Consider the following 16,515-nt stretch of genomic DNA (forward strand, 5'->3'; position numbering starts at 1 on the left):
AAATTCGTTCTATATGAGAGCGATAGAGTGTGTGCGAAAAGCTACTATCCGGGATATTCCTGCCTTGAAACAGTTATTCCGGGAAACCGTCTTGTCAGTGAACAGACAGGATTACACGGCAGAAGAAGTGGCAGACTGGGCTTCCTGCGGGGAAAATGACGAACGTTGGGAGAAGATCGTGTATTTTTATTACACTTTGATGGTAGAAGATGAGGACGGTCATGTGTTGGGATTTGCCGCGCTGTCGGCAAATGGATATTTGAATTCCATGTTCGTGCATAAAGATTTTCAAGGGCAAGGTATCGCTTCAACCCTGTACGGTTTTATGGAGAGAAGAGCCCGTGCCTTGAAAGTATCGGCAATCACTGCTGACGTGAGCCTCACGGCTTATCCTTTTTTCCGGAAATTGGGGTTCGTGGTGGAGAAAGAACAGAGTTACCCTGCCAACCGTCTATTCCTGAAGAATTACAAGATGGTAAAATACTTGGAATATGATGAAGAATAAATAGGTGATATTATATTAAGTGGTGTTTGTAGAGTAGAGGATATTTCATATATTTGCATATATTATTGAGTAAAAATACTCATTCCATTGAGTAAATTGTTATATATGTATAAAAGAGAGCAGTATCAGATTATAAAACAGCGAATAGAGGAGTCAAGGCATTTCTTGCAAGTTGTATTGGGACCTCGGCAAGTCGGAAAGACAACTGTTGTCAAACAAGTTCTAAAGGATTTGGATATTCCGTTCCAAATCTATTCTGCAGATAATGTTCCGGCCACTCAAGTGTCTTGGATATCCGATTGTTGGAACACGGCTCGAGCTCAAATGCGTGTAGAAAAATATGTTGAATTTGTTTTAGTGATTGATGAAATTCAGAAAATAAAGAATTGGAGTGAGGTTGTAAAGAAGGAGTGGGATGAGGATACATTTAATGATATAAATATTAAAGTTCTTCTTCTTGGTTCTTCGCGGGTGCTTCTGGAAAAAGGATTATCGGATTCAATGATGGGACGTTTTGAGGAAATTAGAATGACTCATTGGTCTTATCCCGAGATGCGGGATGCTTTTGGTATGACGTTAGAGCAGTATATCTTTTTTGGAGGTTACCCGGGTGCAGCATTTTTGATTGATGATGAAGAACGTTGGAGTCAGTACATAAATAGTGCAATTATTGACGCTACAATTAATAAGGATATTTTGTATGATTCTCCGATAGGAAAACCCGCTCTGTTACGACAGGCTTTTGAATTAGGTTCATCTTATTCCGGGGAAATAGTTTCATTGACGAAGATGGTCGGAGCGTTACAAGATGCTGGTAATACAACAACTTTAGCCAGTTATCTGAATTTGCTCGGGGATAGTGGACTACTTGGCGGATTACAAAAATTCACGATTGACCATTCTCGTCAGCGGGCAAGTGCTCCGAAATTTCAAGTCTATAATAATGCTTTGAAAAATATTTACGGAGATCTGACTTTTAAGGAAGCTGTTATAAATAGTAAAGAATGGGGACGTATTTTTGAATCGGCAATTGGAGCTCATATTATTAGTAACGCTTTTATTGGTGGATATAAAGTTTTTTATTGGCGGGAACGTGATAAGGAAGTTGATTATATTCTTCAGAAAAAAAGTCGTATTGTTGCTATAGAAGTGAAGAGTAACAGAGAAAAGTATAATGCCGGACTTGAGGAAATTCGGAAAATGTATAATCCTTATATGACTATGGTTGTGGGAGATGGAGGAATGAAAGCCGAGGATTTTTTAAGTATTAATCCTACAAAATTATTTGAATAATTAACGGAGAGTCTTTGCTGTATTTTCCTGTTCAAAGGAATACCCGTTGGAGAAGACCAGTTTATCTTTCCAACGGGTATTTTTGTGTGAGTTTACAGTATGTTGCCTGATAAACTCGTGTTTTTTTATCTATTGTGATCTTTCAAGATTACATCGTGAGCGCCGCCTTCCACGATACTGGTAGATGAAACCAGCGTGATCTTGGCGTTTTTCTGCAATTCGGGGATAGTGGTTGCCCCGCAACTGCACATGGTCGATTTGATCTTTCCGATGGTTACGTCCAGATTATCTTTCAATTTTCCCGCGTAGGGAACGTAACTATCCACTCCTTCCTCGAATTTCAAGGATTCGCTGCCGCCCATGTCGTAACGTTGCCAGTTGTGCGCGCGGTTGGAACCTTCGCCCCAGTATTCTTTCACGTAGTTGTTTCCCACCATTAATTTTTTGGTGGGGGACTCGTCGAAACGGGCAAAGTAACGTCCCATCATCAAGAAGTCGGCACCCATGGCAAGAGCCAATACCATGTGGTAATCGTGTACCAGACCACCGTCACTGCAAATAGGCACGTAAATACCGGTATCCTCGAAATACTTGTCACGGGCTTTTGCCACGTCGATAACGGCAGTCGCTTGTCCGCGTCCGATACCTTTTTGCTCGCGGGTGATACAGATGGAACCGCCACCGATACCTACTTTGATAAAGTCCGCTCCGGCTTCAACCAGATAACGGAATCCGGCTTGATCTACCACGTTTCCGGCTCCCACGAGTACTTTGCCGTTGTATTCTTCCTTGATCCATTGCAAAGTTTCTTTTTGCCACTCGGAGAATCCGTCGGACGAGTCGATACACAACACGTCTACTCCTGCTTCCACGAGGGCGGGAACCCGCTCTTTGTAATCCCGTGAATTGATACCCGCACCGACAAGTAATTTCTTGTCCGTCATGTTCAACAGTTCGTTCGGGTTATCCTTGTGGCTATCGTAGTCTTTGCGGAACACGAAGTAAGCCAGCTTCTGGTCTTTGTCTATGATGGGCAATGTATTCAGCTTGTGATCCCAGATGATTTGGTTCGCTTCGCTGAGAGTCATACCTACTTCTCCCACGGTTAGTTTGGAGAACGGGGTCATAAACTCTTTTACTTTCCGGTCTTTCGGGTCTTTCTCCCCGCGGTAATCCCGGCTGGTTACCAATCCTAGCAATTTGCCGTTCGGGGTACCGTCGTCAGTCACTCCCATGGTGGTGTGTCCCGTCCGTTTCACGAGAGCCAGCACGTCAGCCAAGGTGGCTTCCGGGGTGATGTTCGAGTCGCTGGTAACGAATCCGGCTTTGAATTTCTTTACCTTGCGAACCATTTCGGCTTGCGATTCGATGGGTTGCGAACCGAAAATGAATGACAATCCGCCGTTACGGGCAAGCGCTATCGCCAGTCCCGAGTCGGAAACCGACTGCATAATCGCGGAAACAAAAGGAATATTCAGCTCGATAGCCGATTTTTCGCCTTTTTTATACTTCACCAAAGGTGTTTTCAATGAAACATTGGTAGGAATACACTGTTTCGTGGTTAAACCGGGAATAAGCAGATATTCTCCGAAAGTTCTTGATACATCGTCCAAATAGATTGCCATAGAGTTTATCTTTATACGAATTGATTAAAAATTGGGCAAAGATAGTAAAATCCGCCGAATAATTAGGGCGCATGTAAGGTTATTTTTTATCGTGTCTTGATTTCACGGAAAATATACCGTATTCCTAGGGTAGTAATACCTCACGTTACTTACAAGTCGCTTCGCTTGCGCTTGTTTCGCCCTTGGGGAAGGGGGCTGTAACGGGGGAATACCCGTGCTGTAACCGGGATGAGGTAGTATTACCTTGGGATTACCGTGGGAACACGGGGAATATTTGACTATTTTACGTACCTTTGGCTCGAGTTGATTATCTGTTTTGTTATGATGTTTATCCGTTGGAATGTCGAGCCGGTGGCTTTTAAGGTGTTGGGGGTGCCGATTATGTACTACAGCCTGCTGTTTATCGCGGGGACAGTGTTGTCCGTGTGGATATTGAAGCGGGTGTACGAGAGGAACGGGATGCCGTGGGAACATTTGCAGGTGTTGGTGGTGTTGAGTTTGGTGGGTTTGTTTCTCGGGGCGAGGATAGGACATTGTTTGATTTACGAGTATGATTATTACTGGAAACATCCGTTGGAGATCTTTTTGCCTGTCAGGGAATTGCCGGGAGGAGGGTACGTGTTTTCGGGCTACGAGGGGATGGCGAGCCACGGGGGAGCGCTGGGGTGGATTGTGGCGTTGGTGATTTATTCCCGGGTAACGAGGGAGAAGATTATTCGAACGTTGGACGCGATTGCTTTGGTGTTGCCGTTGGCGGCTTGTTTTATACGGTTGGGAAATTTGGTCAACTCGGAGATTGTCGGGAGCGGGACGAGTGTGCCTTGGGCTTTTGTTTTCGAACGGGTGGATGGTGTACCCCGACATCCGGCACAGTTGTACGAGGCGATGGCGTATTTGGCTATTTTTGGGGGAAACATGTTGCTTTACCGGCGGGTGGGGTTGAGGCGTTACCCGGGGATGTTGTGGGGAGGGATGCTCGTGACGGTATTCAGTGCCCGTTTTTTGTTGGAATTTTTGAAAGAGCGTCAAGTGTCTTTCGAGGAACAGATGTCACTGGATTTGGGACAGGTGTTGAGTATTCCTTTTATTTTCGCGGGGATGCTGTTTTTGTTATTCGCTTGGCGGGTAAGTCGTGGAAACGGTTAGTTATTCTTTTCCCGCTCTTTGGGCTATGGATTCGCTACCTTAAGAGGGTATTATGAATATAGCATGAACACATCATGAACGCAGATTTACGACTATGCTACGTTCATGATACGTTTATGCTACGTTCATGAGGGCAGGAAGGGGTAGGGAAAGGGTAGGGATTAGTATGCCAATCGCACGTTGTCTACCCAGAATTTGTTACCGACGGAGCCGATGTACGCTTCCCCGTAGCTGGAGGAGATGCGGAAAACGAGATGAGTCGGTTGGTCGTCAGCGTCCCCCCAGCCTACTTCCTCGATAGGTACGGATTTGCCTTTGCTGTTGATGCAATAGAGGGATTGTTCCTTGGGAATCAGTTGCATGAAAGGTTTGTATCCCGGTTGTCCGGTGGCGTCGCCGTACAGGATTTCCAGCCTGTGGTTGTTTACCCAGTCGGGGTTTGTTTCCGAAATACGTTTTACCACGGTGCCGACGCGTTTGGCGAACACGTTGCCGTTGGCATCTTCCCAGCGTTTTTGCAATATCACGTATATCTCGGCGGAGTCACGCCCGGGGACGTCCACTATTTTACTGAATCCCGTGGCTTTAATCCGGTGGTCGGTTTCCGGGATGTACATTTTATAATCGAGTACGACCGCTTTCGGGGTTTCCGTGAAAGGGATTCCGGCGTTCAATTTGCTTTGCGGGTTTTTGGTATCCTTGATGGGTTCCAGCATTTCCCCGAGGTAAATGGTACCCGGCACGAGCACGGTGATATTCACGAGTCCCAGCACTTTGCAGTTTTCCATGAGTGTTTCGAGGCGCACGCATTGTCCGTCACCTCTTTTCTCCGGGAACACGGAGATACTGCATTTCGTGACACCGCTGACTTTTGCCATCACGTTGGATGTACGCCAAGGGGATACGGGGGAACTGTTGTACGGAACGGCACCCCGAATGGTATCTACGGGGGCAACCTCGTAAAGGATTTTCGTGTTTCCGCCGATAACGAATGATTCGTCGATGATTCGGACCATCCAACTGTTGAAATCCCCGTAAGGAATCAGTTTCTCCGTGACCGGTGGGGCTGTTTGGGCTATACCGTTCATACTCGTTCCCAAGATGATACCCAGACATAAAGTCTTTATCGCTTTACTGTATACCAATTTCTTCATTTTATTTTGTTTTCTATTGTTCGAATATCTTTTACGGCGGATAAACCTTTAGGTTATCATGCAAGAAGTATGCCGATATAATTGAAAATTGAAAATTGAAAATTGAGAATTGAAAATTAGCTTTGCGAGTTTGAAATTAAGAAGAACAAGCGAGAAGTATTCCGGCAAACATGTATACCGACCCATCGGGTTAAGACCAATTCAAGGGTAGGTAAAGAGTAGGTTAAGTGTAGCAAGGGTTGAGAGTTTGTCACGCCACTAATTAAAAATTATGGCAATTTTAAACTCGTGAAGCTAATTTTCAATTCTCCATTTTCAATTGTAAGTGTACCCCGTTTTTGTCGGTTGTTCGTTATGTTTTCGGGAGGTTGCAAGAGGGAGGAATACATGGATGATTTGTATAATGAATAAAAGAATGTTTGTATGAAAAATTGGTATGTAATGTTGTTCTGTTGTATGTGCTTGTGTGGAATGGTGCAAGGGCAGGAAACGGTATGGACGAAGAAGAATTTGCCTCATGATTGGCATTTGAGGTCTGTCGAGAAGGATGGAATGCACGGGGCAGCCGTGTATGATGCTTACGATTACCTGAAAGGACGTGAGCCGAAGCGACGGGTTGTGGTGGCAGTGATAGACGGTGGGGCGGATATCGCGCACGAGGATTTGCGGGGGAGTTTGTGGGTGAACGAGGGTGAAATTCCGGGTAACGGGATTGACGATGACGGGAACGGGTACGTGGATGACGTGCATGGATGGAATTTTCTGGGAACTCCCGATGGGGGTACGGTAAAGACGATATCGGCGGAAGCAGACCGGTATTATATGTATCTGAAAAAGCGTTTCGAGGGGGTGGACACGAATCGCTTATCGAAGAAAGATAGGGCTCTTTATTGTTATTACGTGAATGAATTGCCCAAAATCTCTGAATTGGCCGATGCTTATAACACTTATATAAACGTGAAGACTTATTCGGAACGTATGGACGGGTTCGATCGGCAGTTGAAAGAAATGTATTCCGGCGTGGAGTTGGGCAAGGAGCATTTTGTCGCCTTGGGCGAGAAGTTGGAGAACGCGGCGGATAAGGAGGCGTTTGAATATTATCTTGATCGTTGGAAATATTCTCCCAAGTATAACTGGGAGCAGATGTTGAATTTGCGGCACACGCTTTTGACGACTTTCGAGGGACGCTATAATAGTAAACTCCGGGCTTACGAGGCGGACGGGCGGAAGAGCGTGGGGGATGACCTGAATAATATCAAAGATCGTTTCTACGGCAATGCCGCGATGACGCCTCACGAGCATGGATCTCACGTGGCGGGAATCATCGGCGCGACACGGAATAATGGGGTAGGTATTGATGGGGTTGCCGATGTGCGGTTGATGAGCCTGCGCGTGTGTACGGACGGCGGCGACGAGTATGACAAGGATGTTGCCACGGCTATCCGGTACGCGGTGGAGAACGGGGCTAATATTGTCAATATCAGCTTGGTACGTTCTGTTTCCATGCACAGGGAATGGCTGGATGCGGCTCTTCGGTTCGCGGAAAAGAAAGGGGTGTTGGTTGTGCACGCGGCAGGGAATAACGGTCGTTGCACGAATGATGCTTATGATTATCCGACAAGGTATTTGAGTAACGGGAAGACGGTGGCGAATTTGATTAACGTGGGTAACTCTTACGCGGACGGGATGCCCGTGAACAGTTCCAATTTCGGTAAGGATGAGGTCGATTTGTTCGCGCAGGGGGGAGCTGTTTATTCCACGATCGTGGGGAATCAGTACAAGGAGTTTACCGGAACAAGCATGGCGGCTCCCGTGGTGGCGGGGGTGGCAGCCCTAATTTGGAATTACTTCCCGGAATTGAGCGTGAAGGAGTTGAAACAGGTGTTGCTTGATGGGGTTACATCCCGGAGAGGGGTGGAGGTAACCCGTCCCGCGGGGATTAAGGCTCTGGGAAAAGACAAGGTGTATTTCGAGGATTTGTGTGTTTCCGGGGGAATATTGAACGCCCTCGGATCGGTGAAATTGGCAGAAAAATTGTGTAAAGAGAAAAAATAGAAGGATGAAGAAAAGAATTTTTATTTTAACGGGTGTGACGATAGTTATCGCTTTCGTTATCGCAATCTTGTATTTTGGAAAAGGTGAAAAAGGTGAGGGCGTTTGTGATACGACGACCTTGGTGGGAGTTTACGAGGGGGAAGCGACGTTAGATATACCGGAGAAGATCAGGTCTATGGCGAAAGATTCCAATGGCAATTCTTTGATTCCCGACGGTCCTATTCCTTGCAAGGTGGCGATCGGGACGGACGGGGAAGGAAAAGTCGGGCTCGAGTTGGTAGGGTTCAAAATGCCCGTGGAGGGAGTGGAGATGAAAGCGATACCGTGTAGCGTGACCCTGCTTGACGGGGCTTTTCGGCTCGCTGGGGATGGAAAAGTGGACTATGGCGGACAGAAGTTCTCCTATTCCCACAAGGGAAAAATGAAAGACGAGGAACTGGAGTTGAGCGCGACATTGACGATCATCCCTTTCGTGATAGAACCGAAAGTCATATTCAAAGGGAGAAGAATGATTCAGTGATTGTCGATTTCAATCTAAAATCGTAAATCTAAAATCAATTCGTTCTCCACCAGATGCAGTAGATGGCGAAGCAGGCGATAGTGAGCAAGCCCGTGTAAATGATGACTGACGTGTGAGTCATATTACGCGGGCGTTTTACTAAAGCCCTGTTTTCTTGGTAATGCAGAACGGAGGCGATTCCGTTTACGCGGAGGCTGAAACGATAGATGCCGTAAGTGATGAAACCTGCCGCGAATCCTACCGCGGTGCCGAAAAGCAGATCACCGGGATAGTGTACTCCCACGTAGATGCGCGTGTAACAGGTGACGATAGCCCAAAGCATGAAGAAGGTGGTGACAGCCCTGTTTTTGAACAGTAGCATCGTGAAACACGCCAAAGCGAACGTGTTGGCGGCGTGACAAGAGGGGAATCCGAATTTTCCGCCCCGACGACCGTTGACGAGGTGTACAATGTCCGCGATCTCCGGGTTACGGGAAGGGCGGGGACGCTCGAATATCGGTCGCAATATGGAACTGCAAGTCTGGTCGGCGATCAAGATCAGTAGCGCGAACATGATCGCAGTGAAAATAGCCATGCGCGGGTTGAAATTGCGGCATAACACGTATAGGATTGACGCGTACAGGGGTATCCATACCAGTTTTCCGGTGAATATATACATGAACGAGTCAAGATAGGGTGTGTGCAGGGCGTTGAGCGCCAGGAATATAGTTTGGTCTAGTGATTGCAGGGATTCTAACATGGCACGAAATATTTATATGATAGCTTACTTTGGCAAATATACTGAAAAATGCTACATTTGCCAGAAGAGAGTTTATAAAGTTTACACATGATATTGTTCCCGAACGCGAAAATTAATATAGGACTTTATGTCACAGAGAGAAGACCGGATGGTTTTCACAATATAGAAACCGTGTTTTACCCGATAGACTTGCGTGATATTCTTGAGATTCACGAGGTGAAAGGAAGCAAGGGAGTATGCTCGTTCACTTCGACGGGCATCCCGATTGACTGTGCCCCGGAGAAGAATCTGGTCACGCGGGCGTACTACCTGTTAGCGGAAGAACACGGGTTGCCTTCTGTCGATGTGCACCTGCATAAAGTTATTCCTTACGGTGCTGGTTTGGGAGGTGGGTCTGCCGATGCCGCTTTTACGCTGGTGGGGTTGAATAGATTGTTCTCTTTGGGGTTGAGTGAGGGACAATTGATGGCGTACGCGGAGCGGTTGGGAAGTGATTGCGCCTTTTTCGTGAGGAACCGACCGGTGTTTGCTTTCGGGAAGGGTGAGTTGATGGAAGCCGTGGATTTGTCGTTGGCTGCTTACTCGATGGTGCTAGTGAAACCGGACCGGGGTGTATCCACGCCGGAAGCCTACCGGGGGATTGTACCGCGTGCCGCGATGTTTGATTTGCGGGAGATCGGGAAGTTGCCCATGAGAGAATGGAGCGAGGTGATCCGGAATGATTTTGAAGGTTCGGTTATTCCTAAAGTCCCGGAGATCGGGGAAATAAAAGACAGGTTGAAGTCCTTGGGGGCACTTTACGTTTCTATGACCGGGAGCGGATCGGCAGTGTACGCACTGTTTGATAACCCCGTTGACATTGAAAAAGAGTTCCCGGGATGTTTCGTGTGGCAGGAGAAAAAGGGTTTATAAGGTTCATAAAGTTTGTAAAGTTTATAAAGTTGATTGCCTCCCGCGGGTGCTTTATCGACGGTAGCATAAGTTGTCGTTAAACATTGTCCGAAGGACACCCGCTACTTTATAAACCTTATAAACTTTACGAACTTTATAAACTAAAGAAACCTCGTTCCGTTTCTATTTCACGAAAGCGTAAATGAACGAAGATATTCCCGCGAACATGAAACTGAGTCCTGTCCAGATAATAATGTTGAATATCCCGAACACAGGGAAGAAAACAATCATGAACGAGAATATGAGGGTGATGATGCCCGCGGTGAGTATCCATCCCCATCCCCTGACTCTTAAGGAGGACATCTCTATGGACTCGGAGATGAAATCTATACTCTTGAACATGAGGATAAATCCAACGATGTAGGGGAGTATGTCTTCGGCTATCGCGGGATGGACCAGTAAAACAAAACCGATCACGAGGTCGAGTAACCCGATAAACAGGCCCCATCCCCAGTTGCGGGAGCTTCCGCCCACGAAGGCGTTCAGCACTTCGCTGATACCGAGCACGATGATCATAATACTAAAGTACATTGCCAGTCCGAAGTAAGACACGGCAGGGTGGCGAACGATACCTACCCCGAAAACGAACAGCACGATGCCCAAGATTAGGTATAACCATCTGAATCCTTTAGGTCCGGCTGTTGTAGTTGCAGTTCTTGTTGTCATATCTCTTAATTTTTAGTTTAGTTCATATCCTTTATATGTGAAAAGCTTCGGAAAAGTTGTTATATTGCCTTGAAAAATGCATAACTTTATGGACGGGGATACGTTTCACGATTTAAAACGAGGTTATGAAAAGAGGATTATTGATATTGATGTTGTTTTTGGTAAATTACACGATTATGGCACAGAAGAAAGAGTTGACGGCAGACGAGAAACAAGTGATACTTCACAAGGCGACGGAACGTCCGTTCACGGGTAAATATTATGATTTCAAGGCAAAGGGTACGTATGTTTGCAAACAATGCGGGGCTCCGCTGTATCGTTCGGAAGATAAATTCGATTCCCGTTGCGGTTGGCCGAGTTTTGACGACGAGATAAAGGGAGCGGTGAAACGGGTACCGGATGCGGACGGAAGACGCACGGAGATCGTGTGTGCCCGTTGTGGGGCTCATCTCGGGCACGTGTTCACGGGAGAGGGATTCACTTCCAAGAATACCCGGCATTGTGTGAACTCTATTTCAATGGAATTTGTACCTGCCGACGAGTTGAAGGTGGATACTGCCGTGTTCGCGGGCGGATGTTTCTGGGGAGTGGAGTATTACATGAAAAAAGCTCCCGGGGTGCTTGCCGTGGAGTCCGGTTACACGGGAGGTACCGTGGAGGATCCTTCATACGAGGAGGTATGCGAAGGGGGAACGGGACACGTGGAAGCTGTACGGGTGTTGTTCGATAAGTCGAAAACGGATTACGAGACGTTGGCTAAACTCTTTTTCGAGTTGCACGATCCGACGCAATTGAACCGGCAAGGACCGGATTACGGGGAACAATATCGTTCGGAGATATTTTATAACAGTCCGGAACAAAAGGCTATTGCCGAGAAGTTGATCCGACAATTGAAGGAGAAAGGATATGATGTAGTGACAAAACTCACTCCGGCATCTGTTTTCTGGGTTGCCGAGGATTATCATCAGAATTATTACGGGCGAAAAGGAACGCTGCCGTATTGCCACGGGTACACGAAAAGATTTAATTAATTTTAGATTTAATGATTTTCTTCCTGTAAGTACCACGTCCAGCCGTTGATGATGACACTTATACTTAACCACGCGTTGGTGGAGCCGGAAAGGTAAAATACCACGTCGTAGGCGTCCTTGCGATCCAAATATTCTTGGTCACCCCATTTGTTTTTATGTTCTTCATGACGGAGCAGAAGGAAAAAATCAGTAAGGTCTACGTTGAACAGGGTAGCACCTGTGTTTTTATCTTTTACTGTAAAATTATTCAGGCGGTCGGTCATCAGCCGCATGGTGTTGAGTTCGATAACGCCCGTGGTGGCAGAGGACTGGTTTATATGATAAGGTTGATAACTCAGTACATCGTCGGGCTTCAGTGCATTGTCATGACCCATGTATCCGTTCGATTCGGAGAGTTCGTACGTGTAGTCATTCACGTCGAAATTGCTCGTGCCCAGATTCTCGAACACGAAACGGATTGTATTCGTATTCTTGATCAGGTTGATGGTTGTCGAGGTGTTCTCTATCCCGGTAAAGTCCACGTCGGCTAATTCCCCGTACCAGAGGGGTTCAACTTGTTTGTTCACGACGAGTGATGCCTCGCGTTTCAACTTGAGTTCTATCTCGGTGAAGGTCGATACGCCGGGTTCGAGGTTGGTTACCTCGTACGAGTCGTGTACTCCCGCCCACGCTAGGAGTTTGTATTGTCCGATAGGGAGAAACAATTCCATGCGGTAGTCGCCGGTTGTCAAGGGAGTGCCTTCCTCGGATTGCATGAATAGAAACTTGCCCTCTTCGTCAAACACGTATAGGTCCACTTTATCGACCTGCGTGTGGAACGCGTCGGTGGAGAGCATGTTATAGTCGTACTTGAACCGAACAAGTAAGCGACATTCTTTAAGGTCTTCCCGAATACTGTCACAGGAATGGAATATTCCCGGGATGATTACCAGAATACCTAATGCTATTTGACGTAAGAGATTTTTGAATTTCATTTTTCTGTCTTTCTATTGTTATTAAAGGAAACGCACGTTTTGGGTGAATTAAGTATGGGACGAATCCCATACTTAATTTTACGCGTAGAACGCTTATAGGTTTTCTTCTTGAGTATACCACGTCCACGGGTTAACACCGATTTCGATAGCTAACCAATATTCAAACTCATCCTTCTTGTCTGGATCCGGCTCCGGAATGATCGGGTAACCCGGGTTGTTGAAGGAGTTAACTTTGATGTCGTACATAGAGTTACGAACCACGCCGAATTCTCCGAATTCATTGTTGGAACCGTCTGTGTCGTTATCATGTTTGATAGCGATCGGGTAGTAACTGATACCGGATTTGTAGTATTTTACAATCTCGTCCGTATCCACATCTGCACCGTTAGCAACAACACCTGCTTTTTGGTTCTCAAATGCTTGTACAAGGTCTGCTACCGATGTACCGGTGAGGTCATTCGGGATAACTACTTCCTGTACGTTAGCAACTCCCTTACCTTCGAGATACTTCAAGTATTTGTTGAAAGCGGTAGTCACGTTTGTAACGTATCCTGCCGGGTTTTGATCTTGGTACTTTTTGGTTAATTCGTCCTCGATCCATCCCAACATCACGGTGTAGGTGTAGAAACCGCCATTGATGTCCATCCAGTCATTGTTGCCTTCTTGAGTGTCGATTATTTGACCGTCAAATGTTTTGTACTTGGGTAAATAGGTTGCTTTCAGCAATACTTGAGTCGTGTAAGCATAGGTGTTGTCCTCTTTACGCTGGGTATTCTCCGCGCAGTATTGAGGTTTCCCGGCGGGATTGGGATCTGCTGAATTGACGGGATTGATCCAAGTAATCTTATTATCTATCACGTCTTGCTGTGTGTAGAAGTCGTATTGCTCGTTGAAAACTGCTGACGGGTAGGGAATGTTCGTGTGATCGAAGTTCGGATCAATACGGTATGTACCTAATTCGTATTCATCAAGCGTTGTGGGTGTGTCTAAGAAAGTTTTAACTCTCTCTGATACCGGATAGTACCATTTATTCGTGAGATTTATTACCCAGCTCGCATCTCTAACCTGAAAAGCTTCTGTGGAGGCATAAGTTACGTATACACGTACTTTCGATACAACACGGTCTACGTTGATTTTCATGGCATTACCGGATGCTTCTGCATCAGCTTTGTTCGTGAACAACGGTAAACCGGCAGCGGGAGAACCGTCATTTAATGAAGGTTCCAAACCACCTTTGGCGTTAGTCATCATAAATTTGTTGTCCGTGTAGATGTCCGTATGTACCGCGAGAGCAGCATTTACCGTGGCAAAAGGTTGTCCTTTGGTAAAAGTCGGGAAATTGCTAGGCGGGTTCACTATAACCAATATCGATTTTGATTTGTCCGAAACCAAGAAAGCATCACTGATAGTGGAATTGGGTTTGAGCGTGATTTGCTTTACATCTGTTACCACGCTTGTCGCATCATATCCATTAAAGAAAATAGCTAAAACTTCTTGAGCTTCCGTTTCCTCGGGACTCGTGGAAGGATAGGTGTCACCCGGCATGGGGTTAGTTATCGCACGTCCCAAATTGCTGGAGCTGCTTATTCTAAGTGTAGTCCATGCTTCTCCCTCGGGGGCGATGTCGTCGCCGTCGGGTCCGCTTTTGTCGTCGCTACATGCTGTAAATGCAGTGAAAGCTAACGCTGCAAATACCAAAGTAAAAAATTTGTTCATTCTTTTCATTTTACAAATTGATTAAGATGTGATTAATAATTGATTATTTATTCCTTTTTTCTATTTCAATAGCATTGGCTTTTTTTCTTGCCAACTCTTCTAAGTTCTGCTTGGCAACTTCCAGCCCATTGGCGGCAGCTGTTTGCAGATAGGTTTCCGCTCTCTCGTAATTTCCTTGCAATAGGGCGAGTACGCCCATGGCGTTGTTATATTCTGCCGGATAGTTCTCCGGGGTTATTCTATTCAAGTAGCGCTCTGCCAATACCATATCATTACGCGTAAGCGCGGAGATAGCGGCATTCAAGTTGGCAATCTCGTCTTTCGGGAAGAGTCTGACGGCTGTTTCGAACACGTCGACAAATTCTTGTGAGCCGTACTGGTAGGTATTTGCCACCAAGAACATCTCGTTCAAGCTCAAGTCTTGCGGTCTTGTCAGTATAACTACTTTCGCTTCTTCTACATCGAAGTTCTTCACGTTGTAGTCCACCTTGCAGATGGCTACACGCAAGCTCGGGTAGATGGTGCGCAACATGTGACGGTAGGGGACACCTCCAGCCAGTTTTTTCAGCTTGTCTTTTCTCTCTGCCGAGGATGGCGTGTACTCGATAATGTCAAGTATCTGGTTCCTGTATTCCATGTGTCCTGCTTCAACAGCCTTTACAAGACCTGCCCAGTTTTCTCCCCCGAAAGAGATATGGTATATGTTACGCGGGAAGTCGTACTGCGTGGCAAGGTAATTTGCCAAAGCCTTGGAACGTCCTTCCGACAAGCGTTGATTTCCTGCCAGTGTTCCTTCCGGCGAAGCGAATCCCGTGATGTCCAGACGATTTATCGTGATATTCGGATCGTCTTTTATGTCATTGATCATGTTACGTATCTTTGCCAATTCTTGGGGATTGTTCATGTAGTACGGGCGGATCACGGTTTGATTGACCTCGAAATCGAGGAAACATTCGGCGTGAATCTCCCGACGTTTGATCTCTTCTCTCGGCGGTTGGATGTACACGAGATAAGGGGTAACGATATACTCTTCAACAGGCGGTGTCGGATCGAGAAGACCTTCCACTCGCATCAATTCCGTGTCACCGCACCCGCATTCGTCGTATTGCATATCGAGGGCAGCGTATGCCATCCATGATTCGTAGGGGAGGGTGTAACGGTAGTTCAATGTTCCGTTTTTCTTCTTGCTAACTTTCTCGATCACGTATGCTTTGTCCGTGTCTACCTGCGGATTGTAACCGATAAGAGCCAGTTTCCGTTCGTGCGACAGGTATTCGTCCCGTCCCTTGAAGGATACTTTCGGTAGATTGTATGTCCGTTCCGGGGTAACCAGTTGCGGGATCAAGTCCATTCCATGTGCCGACTTGACTTTCAAGTCGTCGAAAATGAAATCTATATCCACGTGAAGTAGGTTGCCCACTTGTTCCATCCGTACGGCTTTCACGAGGACATTTCCTGTATAAGAACGGGTTTGTGCCGCGGAATGGGACATACCCACTTGGAATATCACAAGTATTGCCGTTATGTATTTTATTATCCTGTTCATCACTTTCCTTATTTTATGAGATACACCAATGAGATTCCTACTTTCGTGGGACCGAAATAGTTCTTGTGCCCGCTTTTCACTTTTAGTCCGCAATCCGCGCAAGGGTATTTGTCATATTTGATATGAGCGTACCCGACCCCGACGGTAGCCTCTATACTCCAACGTTTCTTTAGTATCCACGAGCGCCCGAAGCTGAATCCCGCACCATACAGTTCACCCTGATAGCGGTGGTTCTGCATGTTCTTGCTGATAAACGACCAGTTAGGCCAGCCGCCCACGTTGAAATCGGCATAATGCGCATGTACCCCGACGAACATACGGGTGAAACGCTCGCAGAACCAATAACGCACTTCCGGTTGCACGCCGAAGTGTGCCAGTCGTCTGCCGTTGGCCGGTTTCCACGGGTTGTAATTGAAGGGTACATCCAATGTCCACTTGCGTGCCAAGCCGACTTCCACTCCCAGGTTGATTGTCGTGGTGGCATCGTACAATAAGTTACTTTTCACGGCAACTTTTTGCGCGTTCGCCTCGGGTAGTATCCACCCGACCATGAACAATGCTGCTATCAGTACCTTTTTTAATATCGTCATCTTT

At 46.5% G+C, this 16,515-nt stretch carries 15 protein-coding genes; 7 read left to right on the forward strand and 8 right to left on the reverse strand.

Annotated features, from left to right (window positions below; translation table 11 throughout):
* The first annotated feature begins 13 nt into the window (after window positions 1-13).
* Both H8S64_RS13465 and H8S64_RS13470 read left to right on the forward strand, forming a co-directional pair.
* On the forward strand, window positions 14-505 hold the full coding sequence (locus H8S64_RS13465; RefSeq protein ID WP_186976577.1) for a GNAT family N-acetyltransferase: 492 nt from the start codon (window positions 14-16) through the stop codon (window positions 503-505).
* A gap of 105 nt (window positions 506-610) precedes the next feature.
* Entirely contained in the window at window positions 611-1,798 is a 1,188-nt protein-coding gene (locus H8S64_RS13470) for an ATP-binding protein (protein ID WP_186976579.1), read from the forward strand.
* Between the two features lie 125 nt (window positions 1,799-1,923).
* Here H8S64_RS13470 and H8S64_RS13475 read toward each other — a convergent pair whose 3' ends face one another.
* On the reverse strand, window positions 1,924-3,423 hold the full coding sequence (locus H8S64_RS13475; RefSeq protein WP_186976581.1) for an IMP dehydrogenase: 1,500 nt from the start codon (window positions 3,421-3,423) through the stop codon (window positions 1,924-1,926).
* A 321-nt stretch (window positions 3,424-3,744) separates the two neighbouring features.
* Here H8S64_RS13475 and lgt point away from each other — a divergent pair, with 321 nt between their 5' ends.
* Entirely contained in the window at window positions 3,745-4,569 is an 825-nt protein-coding gene (lgt, locus tag H8S64_RS13480; RefSeq protein ID WP_186976583.1) for a prolipoprotein diacylglyceryl transferase, read from the forward strand.
* A gap of 161 nt (window positions 4,570-4,730) precedes the next feature.
* Here lgt and H8S64_RS13485 read toward each other — a convergent pair whose 3' ends face one another.
* The gene (locus H8S64_RS13485; protein WP_186976585.1) at window positions 4,731-5,723 is read right to left on the reverse strand and encodes a PCMD domain-containing protein; all 993 of its coding nucleotides are present in this window, start codon (window positions 5,721-5,723) and stop codon (window positions 4,731-4,733) included.
* 423 nt (window positions 5,724-6,146) lie between these two features.
* Here H8S64_RS13485 and H8S64_RS13490 point away from each other — a divergent pair, with 423 nt between their 5' ends.
* Entirely contained in the window at window positions 6,147-7,778 is a 1,632-nt protein-coding gene (locus H8S64_RS13490; protein WP_186976587.1) for a S8 family serine peptidase, read from the forward strand.
* Window positions 7,779-7,782: 4 nt separating this feature from the next.
* Entirely contained in the window at window positions 7,783-8,298 is a 516-nt protein-coding gene (locus H8S64_RS13495; protein WP_186976589.1) for a hypothetical protein, read from the forward strand.
* Between the two features lie 34 nt (window positions 8,299-8,332).
* Here H8S64_RS13495 and H8S64_RS13500 read toward each other — a convergent pair whose 3' ends face one another.
* Window positions 8,333-9,037, reverse strand: a complete 705-nt coding sequence (locus H8S64_RS13500) for a phosphatase PAP2 family protein (protein WP_186976591.1) — start codon at window positions 9,035-9,037, stop codon at window positions 8,333-8,335.
* A gap of 87 nt (window positions 9,038-9,124) precedes the next feature.
* Between H8S64_RS13500 and ispE the strand changes: the two genes are divergently transcribed.
* Window positions 9,125-9,949 (forward strand): 4-(cytidine 5'-diphospho)-2-C-methyl-D-erythritol kinase, encoded by an 825-nt coding sequence (ispE, locus tag H8S64_RS13505; RefSeq protein ID WP_186976593.1) that lies wholly within the window; start codon window positions 9,125-9,127, stop codon window positions 9,947-9,949.
* Between the two features lie 162 nt (window positions 9,950-10,111).
* Here the strand turns inward: ispE and H8S64_RS13510 are convergent, their stop codons facing one another.
* Window positions 10,112-10,654 (reverse strand): HdeD family acid-resistance protein, encoded by a 543-nt coding sequence (locus tag H8S64_RS13510; protein ID WP_186976595.1) that lies wholly within the window; start codon window positions 10,652-10,654, stop codon window positions 10,112-10,114.
* A 149-nt stretch (window positions 10,655-10,803) separates the two neighbouring features.
* On the opposite strand from H8S64_RS13510, the gene H8S64_RS13515 reads away from it, so the two are divergent.
* Window positions 10,804-11,685 carry a bifunctional methionine sulfoxide reductase B/A protein gene (locus H8S64_RS13515; protein ID WP_436231467.1) on the forward strand — a complete coding sequence of 294 codons (882 nt, stop codon included), beginning with the start codon at window positions 10,804-10,806 and terminating at the stop codon, window positions 11,683-11,685.
* An 8-nt stretch (window positions 11,686-11,693) separates the two neighbouring features.
* On the opposite strand, the gene H8S64_RS13520 is transcribed toward H8S64_RS13515, so the two are convergent.
* The 4 genes from H8S64_RS13520 to H8S64_RS13535 form a co-directional block, all read right to left on the reverse strand.
* Window positions 11,694-12,659 carry a FimB/Mfa2 family fimbrial subunit gene (locus H8S64_RS13520; RefSeq protein WP_099293193.1) on the reverse strand — a complete coding sequence of 322 codons (966 nt, stop codon included), beginning with the start codon at window positions 12,657-12,659 and terminating at the stop codon, window positions 11,694-11,696.
* Between the two features lie 93 nt (window positions 12,660-12,752).
* Window positions 12,753-14,375: an Mfa1 family fimbria major subunit gene (locus H8S64_RS13525; RefSeq protein ID WP_186976599.1), complete on the reverse strand. Its 1,623-nt coding sequence runs from the start codon at window positions 14,373-14,375 to the stop codon at window positions 12,753-12,755.
* A gap of 43 nt (window positions 14,376-14,418) precedes the next feature.
* The gene (locus tag H8S64_RS13530) at window positions 14,419-15,924 is read right to left on the reverse strand and encodes a DUF3868 domain-containing protein (RefSeq protein WP_186976601.1); all 1,506 of its coding nucleotides are present in this window, start codon (window positions 15,922-15,924) and stop codon (window positions 14,419-14,421) included.
* A 5-nt stretch (window positions 15,925-15,929) separates the two neighbouring features.
* Window positions 15,930-16,511, reverse strand: a complete 582-nt coding sequence (locus H8S64_RS13535) for a DUF3575 domain-containing protein (protein ID WP_186976603.1) — start codon at window positions 16,509-16,511, stop codon at window positions 15,930-15,932.
* Window positions 16,512-16,515: the final 4 nt, after the last annotated feature.

It is taken from the genome of Butyricimonas hominis (assembly GCF_014287455.1).
Taxonomy (GTDB): Bacteria; Bacteroidota; Bacteroidia; order Bacteroidales; family Marinifilaceae; genus Butyricimonas; species Butyricimonas muris.